Here is a 21,329-nt window from a genome sequence, read left to right as displayed (position 1 = left end):
TTCTCCACGAGCATAGCAAAGAGCCCACAGCTTATGAAAACAGTGGACCCTTTGCGTAAATGTATATTCGATCTTAAAATGAAATCGCGCTCAATTAATTCTTTTTGCTGCGTACTTCGAAGATGGCAAATTTCAGGTAATGACCTTCATCTACGCCCAAAATTTGCGGGTGATCCTTACCGGCTGCTTTCCAGTCGATCAGACGCAGTACTTTGCCTGCATCTTCGGCTGCATCCGCAATAGTTTCTAGGAAGAGATCCGGACGCATGTGGTATGAACAGCTTGCCGTTACTAAATACCCACCCTCATTCACCAGCTTCATTCCTTGGAGATTGATATCCTTATATCCACGGCATGCGCCTTTGACTGCTGATTTCGTTTTGGCAAAGGCTGGTGGATCGAGGATAACCACATCAAATGTTTTACCACCGGCTGCAAGCGCTTTGGACGTATCCACTTTCTGTTCACCAGCACGTGCACGTACGTTACGCTCATCTAGGCCTTTCACCTGTTCACGCAAGTATTGGAATGCATCCGCAACGACAAATTCGACCCGATCAGTAAAACCGTTCAGCTCTACGTTGGTACGTGCACTTTCAATCGCATGTTCTGAGATATCAAGACATGTTACTTTTTTTGCTCCATATTTGCAGGCGTTCAATGTGAAGCTGCCTGTGTGGGAGAAACATTCCAGCACAGTGGCCCCATCCCAATAAGGGAACGTCACAACCTTGCCACTTTTATTCACAGGAAGCAACTGCTGCGTACCATCCTGCTCAGTCTGTTGGAGCGTAATACCACTCTTATAACCCCAACCCTTCATAAGTGGTTCAATGGCTGCACGATTCTCGCGTTGGTCGAAGAAGTACCCTGTCTTCTGACCTTCCACGATATCCACCTTAATAAGCAATCCATTCTCCGTTACCGTGACATGACGAGGGCACTCCCCGTACAATGGTCCCTTCGTCTGCTCCAAACCTTCCAGTTCACGAATGGATACATCACTGCGTTCATAGATGCCTTCCGGCTGCATCACTTCAATTAGAGCTTGTACAATCGCTTCGCGGCAACGGTCCATGCCGAGTGTGAGCAATTGAACAACAAGGATGCTGCCAAAACGGTCAACGATCAGTCCTGGCAGGAAATCAGCTTCCCCATAAACGAGACGGTATGCCTCTCCATCCTGGATAAAACGCTCCCGGTGGCGCAAGCAATCGCGGAAACGCGCTGCAAAAAACGCGGTGTCCATCTGTTCAAACTCCAAAGGTTGATACGCCACGACTCGAACTGTGATTTGAGATGCAGGATTATAGTATCCCGTCGCAAGATAGCGACCTTGGTGATTCAATACATTGACCAGATCTCCCGGTTCGGGGTTTCCTTCAACAGAGGCAATTTCATTGTTATATATCCATGGATGTGCATGTTCAAGCCGCTTTTTGCGGCTGCGTTCCAGTGTAACTGATGGCAAGATAGATCCACTTCTTTCATAGTTAGTTGTTGAAAAGATAGGTTTGGTGCAAAGGTGACCGCTACGGGGATGGATTGGACTTTCGATCACCGTTACGTCGTTGTACAGATGAATCTCAAATTCCACACTTGCCACTGCGATGACAGAACAACCTTCCGATCGCTGTTATCCCCAGATTTTTTTGATATCCTTTTCAGAAGGGAAAATCCGGGGATAAAGGCGAGCGCTTCGCTTCTTCAGGTTTTTTCTGCCCTCTCCGTTATCGTGTGAATCTTTAGATCAACCCATATGACCGTAAGCGTTTCGCTTCTACAGTTCCAATTCCATCCTCCTCCGCTACGTTTGCAGAATCATTGATTCCAGAATTCCGTTAGCCTGTCATGGTTGTCCTTATTTACTCATAGGATGAGAATAAGGATATGCACGGAAGGAATGATGTTAACTCATGTTCAGAGATGTTGTGCTGCCCCTATTGTATGGGCTTCTTATCTTTTTTGGCGGGATGAAGCTGATGGAAACAGCCTTACAGCGGATGGCCGGGCCCATGCTGGCTGGATGGCTGGGCCGGGCTACCTCTGCTCCCTGGAAAGGCATGGCTTTTAGCGCGGGCGCTACAGCCCTGCTGCAAAGCAGTACTGCCGTCACCGTACTAACCATTGGACTGGCGAACGCCAGATTAATTACCTACGGACGCACACTTGGCATTATTCTTGGCACCAACATCGGGACGTGCCTGACCACCGAGTTGGTCGGATTGCAGATTGGGCGTGTTTCCCTGCCTCTGCTTACCTTGTCTCTGACAGGCTGGGCCGTCTTTGTTGTGCTTGGTGAACGAAATCAGTTCGCTCCTGAACGCACACGCCGGACACTGTTTACGATGCAATACAGCTTTCTCGCGTCAGCTGGATTTGCCCTCGTCATGACAGGCATTCAAGTGATGCAATCCATTGCAGTACCCCTGCGAAGTATGGGTGTATTCCAGTGGTTTCTGGATCGATCAGCAGACAGCTTGTGGTGGGGCTTTCTGGCAGGTGCCTGTCTGACGGCCCTAATTCATAGCAGCGCAGCTGTCATTAGCATGGCGATTACGCTTGCAGCCACAGGCGTACTGCCTGTGGAGATCGGCATCGCTATTGTGATCGGGTCGAACGTGGGGACCTGTATCACCGCCGTGATTGCTGCCGCTGGCGGAGCATCCGCGGGCAAATTTGTCGCAGCCTCCCATGTCGTATTAAACATAGCGGGGGCGCTGCTATTTATGCCGCTGATCGGCCAGCTGCATGCAGCTTCGGCCTGGCTATCAGCGGATAACGGGGCGCAGATTGCGCACGCCCAGACCCTTTTTAACGTCACCAGTTCACTGCTTGCCTTGCCATTCTGTTACTTGCCGATTTGGCACAAAAAACCACCGGTCTCCACCCCAGTGGCGAAGTCACCCGTGGCCTGATGCTCAAAAAGCTCTTAACAAACAGTAGCGATACGTCACGCAACAGAAAATAGCTATACGTTAATGCCTAATTTGTTCAGTGCCACACGTAAAATGTCATCGTTATTATCGTATCCACTTTGCTGCTGTCTGGACCAAGCTTCTTCCGGAGTGTACCAATCCACACCTTTGATTTCTTCAATCTGAGGCTGCAGGTCGCCGCTTTCCGCTTCAACGAGATAATAATGAACTTCCTTATCCACCGGACCAAGCTCTGCATGCTGATACGTATAGGCGATGATATCGACGGGTTCTACTATTCGGCCAACTATGCCTGTCTCTTCCAGAATCTCACGTAGTGCAGTCTGTTCCACCGTTTCTCCATCTTCCATTTTGCCCTTGGCGAGAGTCGTTTTGCCGTAGCGATCTACAATCAGTTGAATTTGAAGCTTTCCGTCTTCTCCCGTGCGGTAGACGACTCCGCCTGCCGAAATTTCTTTTCTGTTCATGTTGCTCTCCCCCATTACGGAATTGTCTTTATCTTTTTTTGGAAAAAGAAGGACCTCATCTCCACGGGTACGCTCCCCAAGGAAATGAAATCCTTGTTTCTGACGCCTCGATTACATCGCTGCGGACTTGAGATTTTCTTCCAACACTCGAACCAGCGTAGCCTGGCTTTCATTCACACCCGCCTCGGTCACTTTGACACGGCATACTTTGCCTACCATATCCATGGAACCATCAAAGACCAGCTGAATGTAATTGTCACTATAACCGTGCAGTTTACCACTGCCTTCACAGCCCTTGGCTTCACCTTCAGGAATGACATCCAGTACTTGCCCCACAAACTGTTTGGCGTATGCCAGTTGCATTTGCTCGGATAGATCAATCAGTTCATGCACGCGTGCATTTTTAACTTCCTCATCCACCTGATCCTCCATACGCGCTGCCGGTGTTCCGGTCCGCTTGGAATATGGGAATACGTGCATTTCGGAAAAACCGATTTTCTTCATCAGCTCGTAGCCGTTACGGAACATCTCATCCGTCTCACCCGGGAACCCAACAATAACGTCGGTTGTAATCGCTACATCCGGCATCGCTTCCCGAATGCGAAGCATTTTATTGTAAAACTCTTCGGTCGTATATTTACGGCGCATACGTTTCAGTACGGTATCATCACCCGCTTGCAGCGGAATGTGGAAGTGCCGCACAAGTTTGTCTGAACGTTTGATCACATCCAGCATCCGATCATCAATCTGACTGGCTTCAATCGAACTGATCCGAATACGCTCCAGGCCCTCTACTTTATCCAAGTCCCATAGCAGATCTGTCAGATCGTAATTCTCCATGTCATCCCCGTATCCACCAGTATGAATGCCTGTCAGGACAATTTCCTTGTACCCGGCGTGCACCAGTTGATGAGCCTGTTGGATGATGCTATTTGCTTCCCGGCTACGGGAAAGTCCACGTGACCACGGAATAATGCAGAACGTACAGAAGTTATTGCAGCCATCCTGAATTTTCAGAAATGCACGGGTACGATCGGCAAAACCCGGTACGTCCATCTCTTCAAATACCCGCGTTTTCATGATGTTGCGCACAGCATTGACGGGCTGACGTGATTCCTGAATTTCATTGACATATGGCAAAATTTTGTCCCGATCCTGTGTACCGATAACAAGATCCACACCAGGGATGTCCAGAATCTCTGCCGGAGAAGTTTGCGCATAACAGCCTGTAACGGCTACAATCGCATCCGGGTTGCGCCGAATGGCACGACGGATAATCTGGCGGCTTTTTTTGTCGCCGGTATTGGTTACTGTACAAGTATTAATCAAGTATACATCCGCTGTCTGTTCGTCAAAGTCTACCTGATCGTATCCTTCGTTTTTGAACAATTGCCAAATCGCCTCTGTATCATAAAAATTAACTTTGCAGCCTAAGGTGTAAAACGCCACGGATGGCATAATTACATTCCCCCCATTTCTCCGGATTCATATAAGACGCAAGTTAGCGCCGCCATTCCAGCTGTCTCGGCCCGCAAGATGCGTTTGCCCAGTCCAACGGATACAGCACCCGCCTGATCGGCTTCAATCGTTTCCCTCTCCGAGAATCCGCCCTCAGGTCCAACAACGATCAACACTTCTGCACTCGCACCAGGTGCAAGCTGCTCCACAAACGGCTTCAAAGCGTCTCTTAACTGCTTGCCATTTTCCTTTTCATAACAATAACATACCAGACTGTAGCCCTCAAAAGAAGATAGCAGCCCTTTCCAGGAAAGTGGCTGCTCGACGGATGGAATGCGGTTCCGATGGCTTTGTTCAGCGGCTTCCTTGGCAATTTTGCGCCACCGCTCCAACCGTTTGCCTTCTTTCTTGGCATCATATTGCACAATCGTACGCTCAGACAGGAAAGGAACAAAGGAAACCGCTCCGATCTCTGTACATCTTTGAATGACCGTCTCCATCTTATCGCCTTTTGGCAAGCTTTGAGCCACGGTTACACGTATACGCGCTTCATGGTCCATTTCGAGAGATTCCACAATATTCGCTGTTACTTGCTGGGCTTCGATGCTTTCAATCTGCACCAAAGCTTCTTTGGAGTTTCCGTCACTGACAATCAGTTTATCTCCAGGTTTACCACGCATCACTTTGCCGATATGGCGCGCATCATCACCCGTGATGACCACGGAATGTTCATTAAACTGTTCTGCAGATACAAAATAACGCTGCATTAGTCTGTCCACCCATTCTATCCTGTTATGACTGGAATTCACCCCGCCTGATGGCCGGCGTGAATCCAATCGCCACAGATGATCATACAACTTTTATGTCCTTCTGACCAGTATTTCAGTCCAAAAGCGCTCCTAATGTTTCCTCTTAAAACAGTTTCAAAATCAAATATGAAAAATCAACATACATATCATAGGCCAATTGGTATAAAGGCTGAATCGTTGCTCTTTGCAACGGTGGGATTACAAGAATCAACAGGAAAATAAATATGGACCATTGCTCTACTCCCTGCAGCTTGCGGCTAATTGAAGGGGGCAGTATGTCCTCAAGAATTCGATAACCGTCCAACGGTGGCAATGGAATAAGGTTAAACAAAAACAGGAAAAAGTTCGTCAGGTTAAACATATAAAAGAAGGTCGAGATCGCCGTTAACAAACGCTCATTCTCAATACCACCCAATGCCCCCGAACCAACCAGGGACGCATAGATGATCGTACCGATGATTGCGAGCAGCAAGTTACTCACAGGCCCTGCTACAGATACAATGACACCCATTAATCTCGGTTTGTCGAAGTTCGCCCGATTCACTGGGACAGGACGTGCCCAACCAAAACCGGCAATAAGGAGCAGTAGCACACCAAACAAGTCAAAATGTACAACTGGATTCAGTGTAACCCGACCCAGCAGCTTGGCTGTTGGATCGCCGAATTTGTTGGCAAAATAGGCATGAGAAAATTCATGCACTGTAAAAGCAATCAGGATCGTCAACAGGAAGAACGGTAGCTGATCCAGCGGATAACGAAAGAAGGAGTTTAAGTCCATCGGTTACCTCTTTCTGGCCACAAACGCGACCCAGTCCTCATCGCGGTGCACCGAACTTATTTCGAAGCCGGAAGCAACGAGCGCATCATGGACAAGCTGCTCTTTATTTTTCCAGATGCCTGAAGTAATATAAACGCCGCCAGACTCAAGCGCATGATAGACATCATCCACAAACAGCATAATAATCTCAGCCAAAATGTTGGCAACGATAACTTTCACCGGAAGCTTCACGCCCAGCGCAGGGTCCTGACTGCCCAGAACAGACAGCAGATCACTCTCTTTCACCGTAATTTGTTGTCCCAGCCCATTCAGTTCCACATTTTCCTTGGCACTTGCTACCGCAACCGGATCAAGGTCCAGCGCGAGCACATGTTTTGCTCCGAGATGGACAGCTCCAATAGCCAAGATGCCAGAGCCTGTACCCACGTCAATGACTTCCTCGCCACCCTGAATGACCGATTCCAGTGTACGCAGACAAAGCGAAGTGGTTGGATGTGTTCCTGTACCAAACGCCATGCCTGGATCAAGCTCAATAATTTTCTCATTTGGGCTTTCCGGTGTATACTCTTCCCATGTCGGTTTAATGGTTAGACGTTCCGAGACACGTACTGGCTTGAAATATTGTTTCCAGGCGTTCGCCCAGTCATTTTCATCCACTGTTCGAGTCTCAAAACGAACCTCCCCCGTTTGGATATCGAATTCGGAAAGTTGCTCAATGCGTGGACTTACTTCAGATTGCAATGCATCCATGTCCGTACCTTCGGAAAAGTATCCTTTAATGACCGCAAAGCCTTCAGGAATATCATTCAATGGAAACTCGTACAACTCGCCATACGTTGTATCCCGCTTTTTATTTAAAGTACCGGACTCTTCAATTGAGACCCCTCCAGCACCCGCTTCATGTAAAAAATTCGAAATCATCTCCACAGCTTCTTCTGTGGTATGTATTGTTAGTTCATGCCATAACATACTTCGTTTTTCCTCCTCATTTTTCAAACATCCCAACCATTGTACTACACAAGCGAGCAGGAGTACAAAACCGCAGCAGTAAAAGAAACAACAAAAACAGGATACCCGCAGCCTGACTGCTCGAATACCCTGTTTTAATTATGACTACACTCGATTAACTTGTTAGCAAAAGCGTCCACCATTCTGGGTAATCATCTCTGCAGCTTGCGGGAGAGAGTCACTGGATACGGATACTGTCAGCAAGATTTCTTGCTTGGGCCTGCCTTCAGAGCCAGCTTCCGGATCGTCATACACTTGTCCACCCGACAATACTTCGGTCTCGTCGCTAATAAGGGAAAGTACATTCAGCTCACCACTGAATCCCCCAATCACGGCCATGGTTGAGTTATCTGTGCTCTCAGCCGCTCCCCGATCCACTGAAGACGATGTGTCATTCAGACTCTCGATACTCAATTGGTTCGGGTGCAGCAATTCCAGAGCTCTGCGTGCAGATTCAGCCTCGGACCAGCTTGTAAACACTGCTTCGATAATCACTGCAGAGCGACCTTCAGTCATGAATCTCCCGACCCTGACGACGATCGGCCGCTTCACTGCGGCGCAAAGCCTCTATATCTTCATTATCCGCAGCTTCGGCACTGAATTCCACATCCTCATTTTTGGCGGACTGCATTCTCTTCATCTTTTCCGTTTTCGTCAAAATCTTGCCTGGACGTTCATGTTCTGCCATCGTTATGCTCCTCCTTCAAAATAGGTATCTATATAAAATGAACTAATACTTGTTACACTGTACCACTCCGACTGTAGTACCATCCTCCGATCGCTGTTATCCCCAGATTTCTTCATCTCCCTTCTTAAAGGGAGAAATCCGGTGATAGCGTATGCTTCCGAAGTAGCTTTCTTGCGAATGCTTTCAGGCGAACGCTTCACTTCTTCAGATTGGTTCTACACTCTCCGTTAAAGTGTAATGCTCTGTCCATCTTATATAGATTTGGTGAAACTAAATCATACCGCCGGCTTGTTCGATAATGGATAGGGCACGGTGATGTACTGCCTCGTCAACAACAACGGTCAGTAGTACATCTCTGCCTGTCGGACCCTCTTGTCCGCCATCGCTCATACCGCTCGCAGAAGGATCTGCTGCCGCCATGATTCCCGCGCTGGCATTTGTGCCTAGAGCACCTGGTACCCAGGAAGAAAAGCTGCCTGATACGCCTGGTGTATAAGATGCTCCGCTTGGCCCGACACCCGCATAACGACTGAATCGATTGATAGACAGGTCTTCCACTCGTAATGCCTCCAGTTTTTTGGCTGCCCCTTCCGCTTGCTCCGGGCTATGGAAATAAGCCAATATATTTTTTTCGGTCATCCGGTTCACCTGCTTCCCTAGTTTCGGCACATCAGTAAACCACTGAATGCTCATGTCTGGTATCTTTCCGCAAGCGCGCCCATATTATGCAAAAAAGGACACCCTGCGGAAAAACCGCTGTGGTGTCCTTTTTTTAAATTAATGATTAAGACTCAGTCTCCACGGAAAGCCCGTTTCACCCGGTCAAAGAAGGATTGCTCGTGCTCATGAGTTTGTTCTCCATCCAGCGCAGCAATTTGGCGAAGCAGGTCTTTCTGCTCGTCATTCAGCTTGCTAGGCGTAACGACAACGACTTTCACATGCTGATCCCCTTGCCCCATGCCGCGCAGGCGTGGTACGCCTTTGCCTTTGAGACGGAAATACGTTCCTGTCTGTGTACCGGCAGGTACTTTTAGCTTCACTTTCTCAGACAGCGTTGGAATTTCAATCTCATCTCCCAATGCGGCCTGAGCAAAGGTAAGCGGAATTTCGCAATAGATATCATCGCCTTCACGCTCGAAGAAATCATGTGATTTCACACGGATGACAATATACAGATCTCCTGCTGGTCCTCCGCGCAGACCACCTTCACCTTCACCAGTCATACGCAATTGAGCGCCGTCATCTACACCCGCTGGAATGCGAACATGAATTTTGCGTTGTTTGCGCACTTTACCGCTGCCGCTGCATGTTGTACATTTTTCCTTGATAATTTGTCCAGAACCATTACAGTTCGAACAAGCACGACGGTTGACCATACGGCCAAACGGTGTATTTTGAACCACTTCCTGTTGACCACTACCTTGGCAGACGGAACAGGTTTCTGGTTTAGTTCCTGGTTTCGCACCTGAGCCATGACAAGTATCACAGCCTTCGGTACGAGGAATGGTAATGTCAGTTTCCTTACCGAATACCGCTTCCTTGAACTCAATCGTCATGGTGTATTGCAGATCGTTCCCCCGTTGCGGAGCATTTGGATCACGTCGTCCACCGCCGCCGCCACCAAAGAACATATCGAAGATGTCGCCAAAGCCGCCGCCGCCAAAATCGCCACCGCCGCCGAATCCGCCCTGATTTGGATCAATATGACCGTATTGATCATACTGTGCCCGCTTCTGACCGTCACTGACTACATCATAAGCTTCTTTAACTTCCTTAAACTTGGCTTCCGCGTCAGCAGCCTTGTTTACGTCAGGGTGATACTGACGGGCAAGCTTGCGGTATGCCTTTTTGATTTCCTCGTCGCTGGCATTTTTGCCGACGCCGAGTACCTCATAATAATCACGTTTTTCAGCCACTCTTCCACCCCCATATCATTCACCATATCGCACATCGTGACAAAAGGAAAGCCAAAGCACGGGAGCCCCGGCTATGACTTTCCCTTCGATCCGAACGTCACCGATGATTAATTCACAAGAAATCGTGAATTAGTTTTGTTTTTTATCTTCATCTACAACTTCGTAATCAGCGTCTACAACGTTGTCACGTTTTGCAGAACCCTGTTGCTCGTCAGCACCTTGAGCTGCTTGCTCTTGAGCCTGTGCTTGCTCATACAGTTTCACAGACAGTTGTTGAACGATCTCTGTCAGTTCTTCTGTAGCGGCTTTGATGTCTTCCAGATTGTCGGAAGCCAGAACGCCTTGCAGTTTTTCTTTTGCAGCATTCGCTTTTTCAACTTCACCTGCGTCAGCTTTTTCGCCAAGATCTTTGATCGTTTTGTCAACAGAGTAGATCAGTTGATCTGCGCTGTTTTTCGCTTCAACGAGTTCTTTGCGTTTTTTATCTTCTTCAGCATGCAACTCAGCATCTTTCATCATTTGCTCAACTTCAGCATCGCTCAAACCGCTGGAAGAAGTGATGGTGATTTTTTGAGTTTTATTTGTACCTTTGTCTGTTGCAGATACGTTAACGATACCGTTGGCATCAATATCGAAGCTAACTTCGATTTGTGGAACGCCACGTGGAGCTGGAGGGATATCTCCCAGCATGAAGCGACCGAGGGATTTGTTACCCGCTGCCATCTCACGCTCCCCTTGCAGAACATGAATCTCAACGCTTGGTTGGTTGTCTGCATAAGTGGAGAACACTTGGGATTTGCTTGTAGGAATCGTTGTGTTGCGCTCGATCATTTTAGTGAATACGCCACCCGCAGTTTCAATACCCAGGGACAATGGAGTTACGTCAAGCAATACAACGTCTTTCACGTCACCTGTCAGTACGCCCGCTTGTACAGCAGCACCCAAAGCTACAACTTCATCCGGGTTAACACCTTTGTGAGGGTCTTTACCTGTCAGTTTTTTGATTGCTTCCTGTACTGCAGGAATACGTGTGGAACCACCAACCAAGACGATTTTGTCGATATCGTTAGCTGTCATTCCAGCATCGCTCAGTGCACGACGAGTTGGTTCAAGCGTACGCTCAACCAGACCAGCAGAGATTTCTTCGAATTTCGCACGGCTAAGGTTCAACTCCAAATGTTGAGGAACGCCATCAGCCACAGTAATAAACGGCAGGGAAATAGTTGTAGTCAATACGCCGGAAAGTTCTTTTTTCGCTTTTTCCGCTGCATCTTTCAAACGTTGAACCGCTGCTTTATCTTTACTCAAGTCAATGCCTTGATCTTTTTTGAACTCACTTACGAGATAATCAATGATTACTTGGTCGAAGTCATCGCCACCCAGTTGGTTATCACCACTAGTTGCTTTAACTTCGAAGAAGCCGTCACCCAGTTCAAGGATGGATACGTCGAATGTACCGCCACCCAAGTCATATACGAGAATCGTTTGATCTTCGGATTTCTCCATACCGTATGCCAAAGCTGCTGCTGTTGGCTCGTTGACGATACGCAGAACTTCCAGACCTGCGATTTTACCTGCATCCTTTGTTGCTTGACGCTGGCTGTCATTGAAGTAGGCTGGTACTGTGATAACCGCTTGAGTTACCGTTTGACCCAGATAAGCTTCAGCATCGGATTTCAGTTTTTGCAAGATGATTGCAGAGATCTCTTGTGGAGAGTAATCTTTGCTATCGATTGTTTCTTTGTGGGATGTACCCATATGACGTTTGATTGAGATGATCGTACGATCCGGATTTGTGATCGCTTGACGTTTAGCCGTTTCACCGACAACGCGTTCTCCATCTTTTTTGAAACCCACTACGGATGGGGTTGTACGTGCGCCTTCCGGATTTGGAATAACGACAGCCTCGCCGCCTTCCATAACCGCTACGCATGAGTTTGTTGTTCCTAAGTCAATACCGATTACTTTGCTCATCGGAAAATTTCCTCCCTCGACAATTTAAATGGATCAGATTGATCCTTATTTGTATTTGTTGTTCCTAATCGTGCTCTATGTGTGTACTAACCTTTATATTAAACTTCGGTGGCATCGTACAATCAAGAGTGAACTCAATTCATTCTGTAATAGAAATTATGAGCTAACTTTGACCATAGCCGGACGAAGTACTTTATCCTTCAGCATATAGCCTTTTTGGACTTCCTCTACAACGGTACCTTCTTCATACTCGTCGCTCTCCACTGACATAATCGCCTGGTGGAATTCAGGGTTAAACGGTTGTCCTACCGTATCCATTGACGTCAGACCTTCATTGTTCAGCACAGTCTCCAGCTGACGGAAGATCATTTCGATGCCTTTGGAGAAGGATTCGACTTCAGTACCTTCCGGTACAGTAGCCATGGCACGCTCGAAGTTATCAATGACCGGCACCAGTTCGGTGACCAGCTTCATCGAAGCGTATTTCGCCAGTTCTTCTTTTTCCTTTTGTGTACGACGACGGAAGTTATCAAAATCAGCTTGCGCACGGACAAAACGCTGTTGATGTTCCTCAGCTTCCGCCTTCAAACGTGCGATCTCATCTTGCTCCTGATCTGTCATCTCTTCCGCCTGTGCTTCTGCAGCTCCGGCTTCGTTGACAGGCTCCTGTTCCGCTGCTGTAGTTGCTTGTTGTTCCTGTTCTTCTGCTGCGAATGATTGCTCCTCTTTCAAGATGTTCACCTCCTTATAAGAATGAAATGCTTCATTCCCTTATTTGAAGCGATGCGTTAGCATGGCCGTCAAATCACGGGATAATGTATTTAAAATATGAATGACACGTGCGTAATCCATTCGCGTAGGTCCCAAAATTCCGATGGATCCCAAAGCCTCTCCATCCAATGAATAGGATGCCGTTATCAGGCTGCAATTGGCGAAGGCTTCATGATCATTCTCGGTACCTATTCGCACCTGAATACCAGATCCACCCTGCACGGGCATCATCAATTTCATGAGTGTTGGTGTCTCATCCAGCAGGTCAAGAATATCTTTTACCTTTTCAATATCTTTAAACTCTGGCTGGGTCAACATATTGGTGGCACCACTAAGGAACAGACGATTGTCATGCTCGTTGTCAAAGGCACTGTTCAGCACCTGCATGACTTCCTCGTAACGTGTAATATGCCGTTCCATCTCTTGCCCAAGCTCGGTGTAGAGACGAGACTTTAATTTGTAAATTGGCACGCCAACCAGCTTGCTGTTTAATAAACGAACTACATTCTCCATCTCCGCTACCGAAATTTCGGGTGGAATCTGAACTGTCTTGTTCTCCACCTGACCCGTGTTCGTTACGATAATGGCTACAGCCTCGTTTTCATTAAGCGGAAGCAGTTGAAAATGACGAAGTGACGTGTGAAAAACTTCCGGTCCGAGCAGGATCGAAGTATAATTCGTCATATGTGACAAAATGACTGAGGCATGCTGAATAACTTGTTCCATCACGTTCAGCTTTTCTGCGAAAAATGACTTCAGGTCGTCCAGCTCTTGTGGCTCCACCTGATTCCAGGGAACCAAATGATCGACATAATATCGATAGCCTTTGTGTGAAGGTATGCGTCCTGCCGATGTATGCGGCTGTTCCAGAAAGCCCATATCTTCAAGGTCCGCCATTTCATTACGGATCGTCGCCGGACTGTATCCAACATCTCCCCTTTTGGAAATGCTCCGGGACCCTACGGGCTCAGCTGAACGGATATAGTCATCCACTATAGCGTTCAGAATCATTCGTTGACGCTCTGTTAACATGGTGAGTATTCCCTCCTTCTGACTGTACTGTCCCATGTCGTTAGCACTCCGGTTAGATGAGTGCTAAGCGGTAATACAAAAATACCAAAATGACGTGAGCATTGTCAAGTCAGTTTGATGAGTACGCTCATCTATTTATAGTATAGACCAATGTCTCCAAGACATAACAACTTTACTGTACAGCTCATGAATTAAAAAGAACCGCAGGTGAGATAGAGTATACTCGGCTCAATCCATACGGTTCATTCATTTATCAGGCTGAAATATTCAACTCTTTCAATACAGCAATCTCATCACAGCAATCTTGTTTGCTGCAATGAACACAGTCGGTCCATACTTTTTCCGGGAAAATCTCCTTATTCACCACGGCAAAACCGTTTTTGAGAAAAAAGGACACTTCATACGTCAATGCCATGACCTTGGGAATTTGCTGCTTCTCCGCTTCCTCTACCAGTCGGTCCAGCAATAGTGAGCCAATGCCCATGCCTTTGTGACCTTCGGAGATACCGAGCGATCTGACTTCCACCAGATCATTTCCCAGACGGCAGAGAGATCCACAGCCTACAACCTGACCATTCACTTCTGCTACAACAAAGTGCTCCAGCTGCCGTTGCAGTACTTCCCGTGAACGCGGAAGCATGATCCCACGCTCTGCATAGCCCTTAATCATTTCAAATAATGGTTCAACATCTTCCGGTACGGCTTTTCTGCATATTGCCGACATCCAGCTCTCCTCCTATAAGAAGCTTTCCAGAGGAAAGCCGACTTCGTAGTTGTATAAATTACACGCTCTGTAAAATCAATATGAATAAATATACAACAGAGCGTATAGAATTTCAAGCTACGAATTCAGCGATATAGACCCGATAAACTCGGCAAAAACGTCATTTCCGAACAGGATGCCCTGCTCACTAAGCCGGAAGCCGTCTGGCGTCTTCTCCAGCAGTCCTGCATTCAGCATTTTACCCAAAGGCTTCGCAAACACTTCCTCCATAGGCTCCCCGAACTGATCGCTAAACCGCGAGGATGAAGCACCTTCCAGCATTCTCAACCCTACCATCAGATAATCTTCCATTGCCTCGGCGCGACTGATCTCAAAATGATCGAGACGCGGCAGACCTCCTTTGGAAGCTTCAACATACGGGTTTATACCTTTTATATTCATATGGCGTTCGCGGCCTACATATCCATGTGCACCTGCACCGAGACCGTAATAATCCTCATTGCGCCAGTACGTGATATTGTGACGGCTCTCAAAGCCGGGTTTGGCAAAGTTACTGATTTCGTATTGTCCGTAACCTGCTTCTTTCATACGCTTCATTAATAGAAGATACATTTGCAGCTCGTCGTCTTCATGAGGAAGCGGTAACTGGTTCTTCTGATACAACGTATGGAAAAGAGTATTCTCTTCCACCTTCAGACTGTAAATGGAGTAATGCGGCAAATCCAGCTCCAGCGCTTTATCGATACTCTCGTTCAACATCTCGACGGTCTGGTTTGGCAAACCAAACATCAGGTCAATGGACAAGTTATGCAATCCAGCTGCTCGGGCATTTTCTAAACTGCGGTATACATCATCTGTATTATGAATCCGGCCAATACCTGTCAACAGATCATTTTGAAAAGCCTGTACTCCAAAGCTGACGCGGTTTACTCCGCCTTCTTTCATAACCGCAAGCTTTTCCGCGTCCGTCGTACCCGGGTTAGCTTCCATTGAAAACTCAATATCATCTGCCCAGTTCGGGAAATAGGTCTTAACGGACTTCAGGAATACGGCCATTTCATCCGGTTTCAGTGCAGTCGGCGTGCCGCCGCCCACAAATATGGTTTTGATTTCTCCTGGCGGATTTGCTTTAACCGTATGTTCCATCTCCCGTTCCAGCGCTTCAAGGTACTGCATAACAGGCTGGTCCTTCAATACATAGGAGTTAAAATCGCAGTAAAAACATTTATTTGTGCAAAAGGGAATGTGAAGATACACCGCTTGGGGTGCACCTGTTTTCCGGCTGTGTGCTGCCAATGTCATGGCAAGTCCCCCTCTATTTGAAAAAAGGAAAGCCATCCGGCTTCCCTTTCAGCTTGGTTTATTGGTTATTAATCATCAATTTTCAGCACCGCCATGAACGCTTCCTGCGGCACCTCTACGTTACCAACCTGCTTCATCCGCTTCTTACCTTCCTTCTGCTTCTCAAGCAGTTTCCGTTTCCGCGAGATGTCACCGCCATAACACTTGGCAAGTACGTTTTTACGCATTGCTTTTACCGTTTCACGAGCTACAACTTTGGTACCCACAGATGCCTGAATTGGCACCTCGAACATTTGCCGTGGAATCAGCTCGCGCAGCTTCTCACAGATAATGCGTCCGCGGTTATACGCACGGTCACGGTGAACGATGAAGGACAAGGCATCGACTTGCTCACCATTAAGCAAGATATCCATTTTCGCCAGATTAGACTGACGATAACCGGACAGCTCGTAGTCGAAGGATGCATATCCTTTGGTGCTTGATTTCAATTGATCGAAGAAGTCATATACAATCTCGGACAACGGGATCTCATACGTAATGGTAACCCGAGTTGTGTCCAAATATTCCATATTCACATATTCACCGCGTTTATTCTGACAAAGCTCCATAATGGTACCTACATAATCATTGGGTACGATAATCGAAGCTTTAACATACGGTTCTTCAACGTAATCAATTCTTCCCACCTCAGGATAGTTGGATGGGTTGTCAATCTGCATAACTTCACCATTGGTCAACGTCACGTGGTAAATTACGCTTGGTGCAGTCGTTATCAATGGAATGTTGAACTCACGTTCAATCCGCTCCTGGATAACATCCATGTGAAGCAGTCCAAGGAATCCGCAACGGAATCCAAAACCGAGTGCACTGGAAGTCTCCGGCTCAAAGCTGAGCGATGCATCGTTCAACTGCAATTTCTCCAACGCTTCACGCAGGTCAACGTAATCCGATGTTTCAATCGGATAGAGACCGCAGTATACCATTGGATTAATTTTGCGGTAACCCGGCAAAGGTTCAGGTGTTGGATTTTTGGCATCTGTCACCGTATCCCCGACTTGTGTATCACCCACATGCCGGATACCTGCAACGATAAATCCAACATCACCTACGTTCAGCTCGTCCACGATAGTCATGCGAGGTTTGAACGCTCCAACTTCAATGACTTCAAACGTTTTGCCTGTTGCCATCATTTTGATTTTGGAACCTGATTTGATTTTGCCGTCCATAACACGCACGTAAACAATTACGCCTTTGTACGGGTCATAGTGAGAGTCAAAAATCAGCGCTTTCAAAGGTTGGTCAGGATCACCTTGTGGAGCAGGAACACTTTGCACTACTTGCTCCAGAATCTCTTTGATACCGATACCCGCTTTGGCTGAAGCCAAAACTGCATTGCTTGTATCCAATCCAATGACATCTTCCACTTCCTGTTTAACCCGATCCGGATCAGCACTTGGAAGGTCAATCTTGTTAATTACCGGTAAAATTTCAAGATCATTATCTAATGCCAGGTACACGTTAGCCAGCGTCTGGGCTTCAATACCCTGAGCCGCATCCACAACCAGCAAAGCACCTTCACATGCAGCAAGGCTGCGTGATACTTCATATGTGAAGTCTACGTGTCCAGGCGTATCAATCAGATTCAACAGATACTCTTCGCCGTCATCGGCTTTGTAAGTTAGCGCTACCGCCTGCAGCTTGATCGTAATTCCACGTTCGCGTTCAAGTTCCATTTGGTCCAATACTTGTTCTTGCATTTCACGTGTAGTTAGCGCACCTGTGTACTCCAAGATCCGGTCCGCAAGTGTTGATTTGCCGTGATCTATATGTGCAATAATTGAAAAGTTACGAATTTTACGTTGTCTTGCCCGAATGTCAGTCATTCCTTACCCCCAGAAACAGCCTAGTGTCAATCACTTCATTATAACAGTTGATGCAGGGTGCATCAATCCCGCGTTGCCTCAACTTTATAATTATCGTCACAATTGCGAACTTCCAAGGGTATATTTTGCCTATATTTCATAGCCTTTTATTCAGCGACTCCGCTAAATAAGGATACAACCCACTTCATTCCGTTATGGGACAGATTTTGAAGAAGACCTGCTGTTTTGTCAGCCAGTACGTCGACCGGCGCTTTGCTCTGCTCTGCGCCAAGCACCTGACTCGGTGACAGAACAGGTACTGCTGGAGGTTCTTTAACCTCCTGTTGTACGGACGTGGTCGGAACAGACTCGGCAACCGGTGACACCGGCTCCGTTTTCACCACTGCAGGGTTGCTAGTCGAATCATCGCCCCTATTAAAGCTGCTGCCTGCCAGCTGCATTCCAAACAGAACACCCAGCAACATCAATACACAGATGGAAAACAATCTTTTACCGAATCTGGACACATTCCTCGCCTCCTGTTATATCTTCGATTCTTCTATTCTTCCATATCAGGACTACTAGCCACCTTTTGACGTCTTATCCGCACTCGCTTTGTCCACTTTCTGATCATCCCAGTACACCTCTGCGATCATGTCGGCTAGTACTTTGGATGTCCGCTCCAGTTCAGCAGCTGTATTGTCGATGCCGCCAATCTCAATCAATATGCTGTTGGGAGAAAGCGTCTGGTTGTATTCGCCATTGTTGGCCCCGCCGCCGTCCTTACCCCAGACGCCGCGAGACACCCCTGGATATTTCGCTTCCAGTTTCTTATGAATTTTGGCCGCAAAGGCTTCATTCTGCTGCCAGTTTGGATTTTCATGTCCTATAATAAAATATACTTTGGCATAACCCAGATTATTAATGGTTGTCGTTGTTTTGTTATGACGCTGAGAGTCACGGTGGATATCGATGAGATACGTAAGATCGTCATTTTGAGCAAGTGCAGCTTTCACCGTCTGACGGGAGTATTTATAGGAATAATTCCAGTTATAATCCTTGACCTTGGTTGGATAATCTTCTTGCGCATGTTCCACTCCAATCCCCAGCTTCTCCAAACTGTCGGACAAGTAGGTTCCCACTTGAAAAACATTACCAGTCGATTTACCAGAGGAAGGATTGTCACTCTTCGTGCCCAAGAGAGGATTGTATCCTTCACGTGGATGGGAATGGTAAACAAGAATCGCTTTTTTTCCTGTCGTTGGTTTGCTCGGTTCATCTTTACCACCATTCTTCGGTGGGGGATCACCCTTTACTTCACCATCACCCGGATCCTGCGGATCGGATGGATCGGGATTATCCTGACCTGGTGGGATATGCTGCTCGCCACCTGATTTCCCTCCGCCTGCCGAAGCCGTATCAATTAGTCCAGGACCCGGCTGATAATCTTCTGGAGCTTCAGCTTTTTCATTTCCCGAGCCTGGTCGCAGCAGTACGGGTTGATTGGAACCCATGCCCGGCATTTCTCTAGCGATCAGGCTTTTGGGGTCTTGCGGATTAACATTCGTCAGCAGTTGGAATACAAACGAAGTCAGATTTTCACCAGAAAATGCAGATGCTTGTTCTTTCTGAGTTAGATGCGGCATTTCCATGCCGAGCATGTCCACAAAAAAGCTACTTGAAACGGCTCCCGCAAAACCTTTCATAGAAGAAACAGGTGAGCTATTCAAACGCTTCTCTGCCATGCCCCCCAGACCGAGTACAACAAAAAACAAAGCAGATATGATCATAAGCAACAATAACGTACGGCCCATAGCCAGCACGTGCAAACATCTCTTTTTCCATTTACCAATATTCCAGGCCAATATTTTGTTCATTGCTTCTGTCTCCTTCCCTGCTGGACAACGCTTATACTTCAACTCTATGAGCCTGCCAGATTTGATAGAACAGGAAAAAGAAGATTGCATACAAAAAAAGAAAGTCCGATAGATTCGGACCTTCTTCACAGGAGTCTCAAGCATTTTAAATTTCAAAGTGTTAATTAATGGGTGTAGGCAGCTACATTCTCAGCATTTACCGCATCATGGAGCGCGGCATTCAGACCTGTTGCAATAATATTGGCAATATCTTCGACAAATTCATCGATTTCTTTGGGGGTAACGATCAGATCATGACCTAGTGGCTCCAGTACCTCTTTTACCAAACTGAGACGGTCATTTTCGCCGATATCGTCCAGCATGCCCATAATCTGTTTCGTTTGATCAGTCTCTTGCCGGAAATGAGTACGCATCATTTCGATGACGTTATTCACGATGGTCGATGCATAACATACGGTTGGTACACCGATGGCAATGCAGGGAACACCCAATATTTCACGTGTCAGTCCACGTCGTTTGTTCCCTATTCCTGAGCCAGGATGAATGCCGATGTCTGCCACTTGAATCGTTGTATTAACACGTTCGAGGGAGCGTGAAGCCAGCGCATCAATCGCAATGATTGCATCCGGTTTCGTTCGATCCACGATCGCTTGTACGATGTCACTGGATTCTATACCCGTTGTACCCAGCACACCTGGCGCAATAGCACTGACTTCCCGATAACCGGGTGCAACCTGATCCGGAACCAGCTCAAAATACTGGCGGGTAACCATCAGATTCTCCACTACCAGCGGTCCAAGTGAGTCAGGCGTGACGTTCAGGTTACCCAAACCTACGATCAGCACCTTAGACGTCTTGTTAATTCCCGCTTTGGCCAAAAAATCTTCCATCTCTCGCGTGAATTCTGCCGCCACCCGCTCCTGAAGATCGGTATCCCCGTTACGAAGCGATGGAACTTCCAAAGTGACATAGTGCCCCTTTACACGCCCAATTGCTGTAGCGGCTGCATCATCAAGCACATCAATACGTGTGATTTTAATACCGTCTTTCTCATCCACATCCTCCCGCAGCCCGGGAATCGTCTGTTTCTGCCCCCCCTGAGCCATCTCCTTGGAGTCAATTGCCAAGTCGGTACGAACTGCATAATTTTGCAAATCCAGTGTCATCTGTCCCTGCCTCCCTTACCGCATTTGAGCATATTGTGTGGGAAAATGGTGTGCTTTATGCAGCACTGTCGAACATCATAGGAAAATCTGTTGCAATTTGCATGCCAGCGTGCTAGAATATTTTAAGTTGTGAAACGTTTGTATTCATGCAAATGCCTTACAGGAGGTGAATGTAATGCCAAACATCAAATCCGCTGTTAAACGCGTAAAAACGAGCGACAAGCGCCGCGCACTCAACGCTTCCCAGAAATCTGCACTCCGTACAGCTGTTAAAGCTGCTGATGCTGCTCTGGTAAGTAACGAAGTTGATACTGCAAAAGCTGCGATTCAAGCTGCTTCCAAAAAGCTGGACAAGGCTGTAACTAAAGGTCTGGTTCATAAAAATGCTGCAGCCCGCAAAAAGTCTCGCTTGGCGAAAAAACTGAACGCTCTTTCCGCACAAGCGTAAGAAGCGTTACTTATACGATCTAATGGAAAAATCCTGAACAGCACGAGCTTTCAGGATTTTTTAGTATCTGATTCTATAAGCACTCTATTGAAACGGAGCGGCCTTTATTC

Annotated in this window: 21 protein-coding genes; 2 read left to right on the top strand and 19 right to left on the bottom strand. The window is 47.3% G+C overall.

The window, feature by feature from the left end; all coding sequences use genetic code 11:
* Window positions 1-94 precede the first annotated feature (94 nt).
* A complete protein-coding gene (locus CS562_RS24170; RefSeq protein WP_099858451.1) occupies window positions 95-1,471 on the bottom strand; it encodes a class I SAM-dependent rRNA methyltransferase in 1,377 nt (458 codons plus the stop codon).
* 445 nt (window positions 1,472-1,916) lie between these two features.
* Here CS562_RS24170 and CS562_RS24165 point away from each other — a divergent pair, with 445 nt between their 5' ends.
* A complete protein-coding gene (locus tag CS562_RS24165; RefSeq protein WP_099858450.1) occupies window positions 1,917-2,918 on the top strand; it encodes a Na/Pi cotransporter family protein in 1,002 nt (333 codons plus the stop codon).
* A 53-nt stretch (window positions 2,919-2,971) separates the two neighbouring features.
* On the opposite strand, the gene CS562_RS24160 is transcribed toward CS562_RS24165, so the two are convergent.
* From CS562_RS24160 to gpr, 18 genes are all read right to left on the bottom strand, one after another.
* A complete protein-coding gene (locus tag CS562_RS24160; RefSeq protein ID WP_099858449.1) occupies window positions 2,972-3,406 on the bottom strand; it encodes an NUDIX hydrolase in 435 nt (144 codons plus the stop codon).
* Between the two features lie 111 nt (window positions 3,407-3,517).
* Window positions 3,518-4,864: a tRNA (N(6)-L-threonylcarbamoyladenosine(37)-C(2))-methylthiotransferase MtaB gene (gene mtaB, locus CS562_RS24155; protein ID WP_099858448.1), complete on the bottom strand. Its 1,347-nt coding sequence runs from the start codon at window positions 4,862-4,864 to the stop codon at window positions 3,518-3,520.
* A 2-nt stretch (window positions 4,865-4,866) separates the two neighbouring features.
* On the bottom strand, window positions 4,867-5,631 hold the full coding sequence (locus tag CS562_RS24150) for a 16S rRNA (uracil(1498)-N(3))-methyltransferase (protein ID WP_099858447.1): 765 nt from the start codon (window positions 5,629-5,631) through the stop codon (window positions 4,867-4,869).
* Between the two features lie 145 nt (window positions 5,632-5,776).
* Window positions 5,777-6,451 (bottom strand): site-2 protease family protein, encoded by a 675-nt coding sequence (locus CS562_RS24145; RefSeq protein ID WP_099858446.1) that lies wholly within the window; start codon window positions 6,449-6,451, stop codon window positions 5,777-5,779.
* 3 nt (window positions 6,452-6,454) lie between these two features.
* Window positions 6,455-7,420, bottom strand: a complete 966-nt coding sequence (gene prmA / locus CS562_RS24140) for a 50S ribosomal protein L11 methyltransferase (RefSeq protein ID WP_076288075.1) — start codon at window positions 7,418-7,420, stop codon at window positions 6,455-6,457.
* 162 nt (window positions 7,421-7,582) lie between these two features.
* A complete protein-coding gene (locus tag CS562_RS24135; RefSeq protein WP_076288074.1) occupies window positions 7,583-7,975 on the bottom strand; it encodes a hypothetical protein in 393 nt (130 codons plus the stop codon).
* Entirely contained in the window at window positions 7,968-8,147 is a 180-nt protein-coding gene (locus CS562_RS24130; RefSeq protein WP_099858445.1) for a YfhD family protein, read from the bottom strand. Before CS562_RS24130 ends, CS562_RS24135 begins: the two co-directional genes overlap by 8 nt.
* A gap of 270 nt (window positions 8,148-8,417) precedes the next feature.
* Window positions 8,418-8,786: a hypothetical protein gene (locus CS562_RS24125; RefSeq protein WP_063567301.1), complete on the bottom strand. Its 369-nt coding sequence runs from the start codon at window positions 8,784-8,786 to the stop codon at window positions 8,418-8,420.
* Window positions 8,787-8,938: 152 nt separating this feature from the next.
* The gene (dnaJ, locus tag CS562_RS24120; protein WP_099858444.1) at window positions 8,939-10,063 is read right to left on the bottom strand and encodes a molecular chaperone DnaJ; all 1,125 of its coding nucleotides are present in this window, start codon (window positions 10,061-10,063) and stop codon (window positions 8,939-8,941) included.
* 129 nt (window positions 10,064-10,192) lie between these two features.
* Window positions 10,193-12,037, bottom strand: coding sequence for a molecular chaperone DnaK (gene dnaK, locus CS562_RS24115; RefSeq protein WP_076288072.1), 1,845 nt, complete (start codon window positions 12,035-12,037; stop codon window positions 10,193-10,195).
* Between the two features lie 156 nt (window positions 12,038-12,193).
* The gene (grpE, locus tag CS562_RS24110) at window positions 12,194-12,769 is read right to left on the bottom strand and encodes a nucleotide exchange factor GrpE (RefSeq protein ID WP_076288071.1); all 576 of its coding nucleotides are present in this window, start codon (window positions 12,767-12,769) and stop codon (window positions 12,194-12,196) included.
* A gap of 39 nt (window positions 12,770-12,808) precedes the next feature.
* Complete coding sequence (gene hrcA, locus CS562_RS24105) at window positions 12,809-13,840, bottom strand: heat-inducible transcriptional repressor HrcA (protein WP_076288070.1); 1,032 nt, start codon at window positions 13,838-13,840, stop codon at window positions 12,809-12,811.
* 253 nt (window positions 13,841-14,093) lie between these two features.
* Window positions 14,094-14,564 (bottom strand): N-acetyltransferase, encoded by a 471-nt coding sequence (locus CS562_RS24100; RefSeq protein WP_063567287.1) that lies wholly within the window; start codon window positions 14,562-14,564, stop codon window positions 14,094-14,096.
* A gap of 117 nt (window positions 14,565-14,681) precedes the next feature.
* The gene (gene hemW / locus CS562_RS24095) at window positions 14,682-15,866 is read right to left on the bottom strand and encodes a radical SAM family heme chaperone HemW (protein WP_024628499.1); all 1,185 of its coding nucleotides are present in this window, start codon (window positions 15,864-15,866) and stop codon (window positions 14,682-14,684) included.
* A 68-nt stretch (window positions 15,867-15,934) separates the two neighbouring features.
* Window positions 15,935-17,749 carry a translation elongation factor 4 gene (lepA, locus tag CS562_RS24090; RefSeq protein WP_099858443.1) on the bottom strand — a complete coding sequence of 605 codons (1,815 nt, stop codon included), beginning with the start codon at window positions 17,747-17,749 and terminating at the stop codon, window positions 15,935-15,937.
* A 146-nt stretch (window positions 17,750-17,895) separates the two neighbouring features.
* Window positions 17,896-18,255: a DUF3679 domain-containing protein gene (locus tag CS562_RS24085; protein ID WP_099858442.1), complete on the bottom strand. Its 360-nt coding sequence runs from the start codon at window positions 18,253-18,255 to the stop codon at window positions 17,896-17,898.
* 54 nt (window positions 18,256-18,309) lie between these two features.
* Window positions 18,310-19,605 carry a stage II sporulation protein P gene (locus CS562_RS24080; RefSeq protein WP_099858441.1) on the bottom strand — a complete coding sequence of 432 codons (1,296 nt, stop codon included), beginning with the start codon at window positions 19,603-19,605 and terminating at the stop codon, window positions 18,310-18,312.
* Window positions 19,606-19,769: 164 nt separating this feature from the next.
* Window positions 19,770-20,771 carry a GPR endopeptidase gene (gene gpr, locus CS562_RS24075; protein WP_063567283.1) on the bottom strand — a complete coding sequence of 334 codons (1,002 nt, stop codon included), beginning with the start codon at window positions 20,769-20,771 and terminating at the stop codon, window positions 19,770-19,772.
* Between the two features lie 175 nt (window positions 20,772-20,946).
* Here gpr and rpsT point away from each other — a divergent pair, with 175 nt between their 5' ends.
* A complete protein-coding gene (gene rpsT / locus CS562_RS24070) occupies window positions 20,947-21,219 on the top strand; it encodes a 30S ribosomal protein S20 (RefSeq protein WP_024628504.1) in 273 nt (90 codons plus the stop codon).
* The last annotated feature ends 110 nt before the right edge of the window (window positions 21,220-21,329 follow it).

Origin of the sequence: Paenibacillus sp. LK1 (genome assembly GCF_002750415.1) — a bacterium.
Taxonomy (GTDB): Bacteria; Bacillota; Bacilli; order Paenibacillales; family Paenibacillaceae; genus Paenibacillus; species Paenibacillus taichungensis.
The sequence above is the reverse complement of the archived record's forward strand: the minus strand, read 5'-3'. Positions and strand labels throughout refer to the sequence as shown.

Excerpts from the sequence above, each read along its gene's own strand:
- CS562_RS24165 (WP_099858450.1), top strand. The coding sequence starts at position 1,917 with ATGTTCAGAGATGTTGTGCTGCCCCTATTGTATGGGCTTCTTATCTTT.
- CS562_RS24160 (WP_099858449.1), bottom strand. The coding sequence starts at position 3,406 with ATGAACAGAAAAGAAATTTCGGCAGGCGGAGTCGTCTACCGCACGGGA.
- mtaB (WP_099858448.1), bottom strand. The coding sequence starts at position 4,864 with ATGCCATCCGTGGCGTTTTACACCTTAGGCTGCAAAGTTAATTTTTAT.
- CS562_RS24150 (WP_099858447.1), bottom strand. The coding sequence starts at position 5,631 with ATGCAGCGTTATTTTGTATCTGCAGAACAGTTTAATGAACATTCCGTG.
- CS562_RS24145 (WP_099858446.1), bottom strand. The coding sequence starts at position 6,451 with ATGGACTTAAACTCCTTCTTTCGTTATCCGCTGGATCAGCTACCGTTC.
- prmA (WP_076288075.1), bottom strand. The coding sequence starts at position 7,420 with ATGTTATGGCATGAACTAACAATACATACCACAGAAGAAGCTGTGGAG.
- CS562_RS24135 (WP_076288074.1), bottom strand. The coding sequence starts at position 7,975 with ATGACTGAAGGTCGCTCTGCAGTGATTATCGAAGCAGTGTTTACAAGC.
- CS562_RS24130 (WP_099858445.1), bottom strand. The coding sequence starts at position 8,147 with ATGGCAGAACATGAACGTCCAGGCAAGATTTTGACGAAAACGGAAAAG.
- CS562_RS24125 (WP_063567301.1), bottom strand. The coding sequence starts at position 8,786 with ATGACCGAAAAAAATATATTGGCTTATTTCCATAGCCCGGAGCAAGCG.
- dnaK (WP_076288072.1), bottom strand. The coding sequence starts at position 12,037 with ATGAGCAAAGTAATCGGTATTGACTTAGGAACAACAAACTCATGCGTA.
- hrcA (WP_076288070.1), bottom strand. The coding sequence starts at position 13,840 with ATGTTAACAGAGCGTCAACGAATGATTCTGAACGCTATAGTGGATGAC.
- CS562_RS24100 (WP_063567287.1), bottom strand. The coding sequence starts at position 14,564 with ATGTCGGCAATATGCAGAAAAGCCGTACCGGAAGATGTTGAACCATTA.
- hemW (WP_024628499.1), bottom strand. The coding sequence starts at position 15,866 with ATGACATTGGCAGCACACAGCCGGAAAACAGGTGCACCCCAAGCGGTG.
- lepA (WP_099858443.1), bottom strand. The coding sequence starts at position 17,749 with ATGACTGACATTCGGGCAAGACAACGTAAAATTCGTAACTTTTCAATT.
- CS562_RS24080 (WP_099858441.1), bottom strand. The coding sequence starts at position 19,605 with ATGAACAAAATATTGGCCTGGAATATTGGTAAATGGAAAAAGAGATGT.
- gpr (WP_063567283.1), bottom strand. The coding sequence starts at position 20,771 with ATGACACTGGATTTGCAAAATTATGCAGTTCGTACCGACTTGGCAATT.
- rpsT (WP_024628504.1), top strand. The coding sequence starts at position 20,947 with ATGCCAAACATCAAATCCGCTGTTAAACGCGTAAAAACGAGCGACAAG.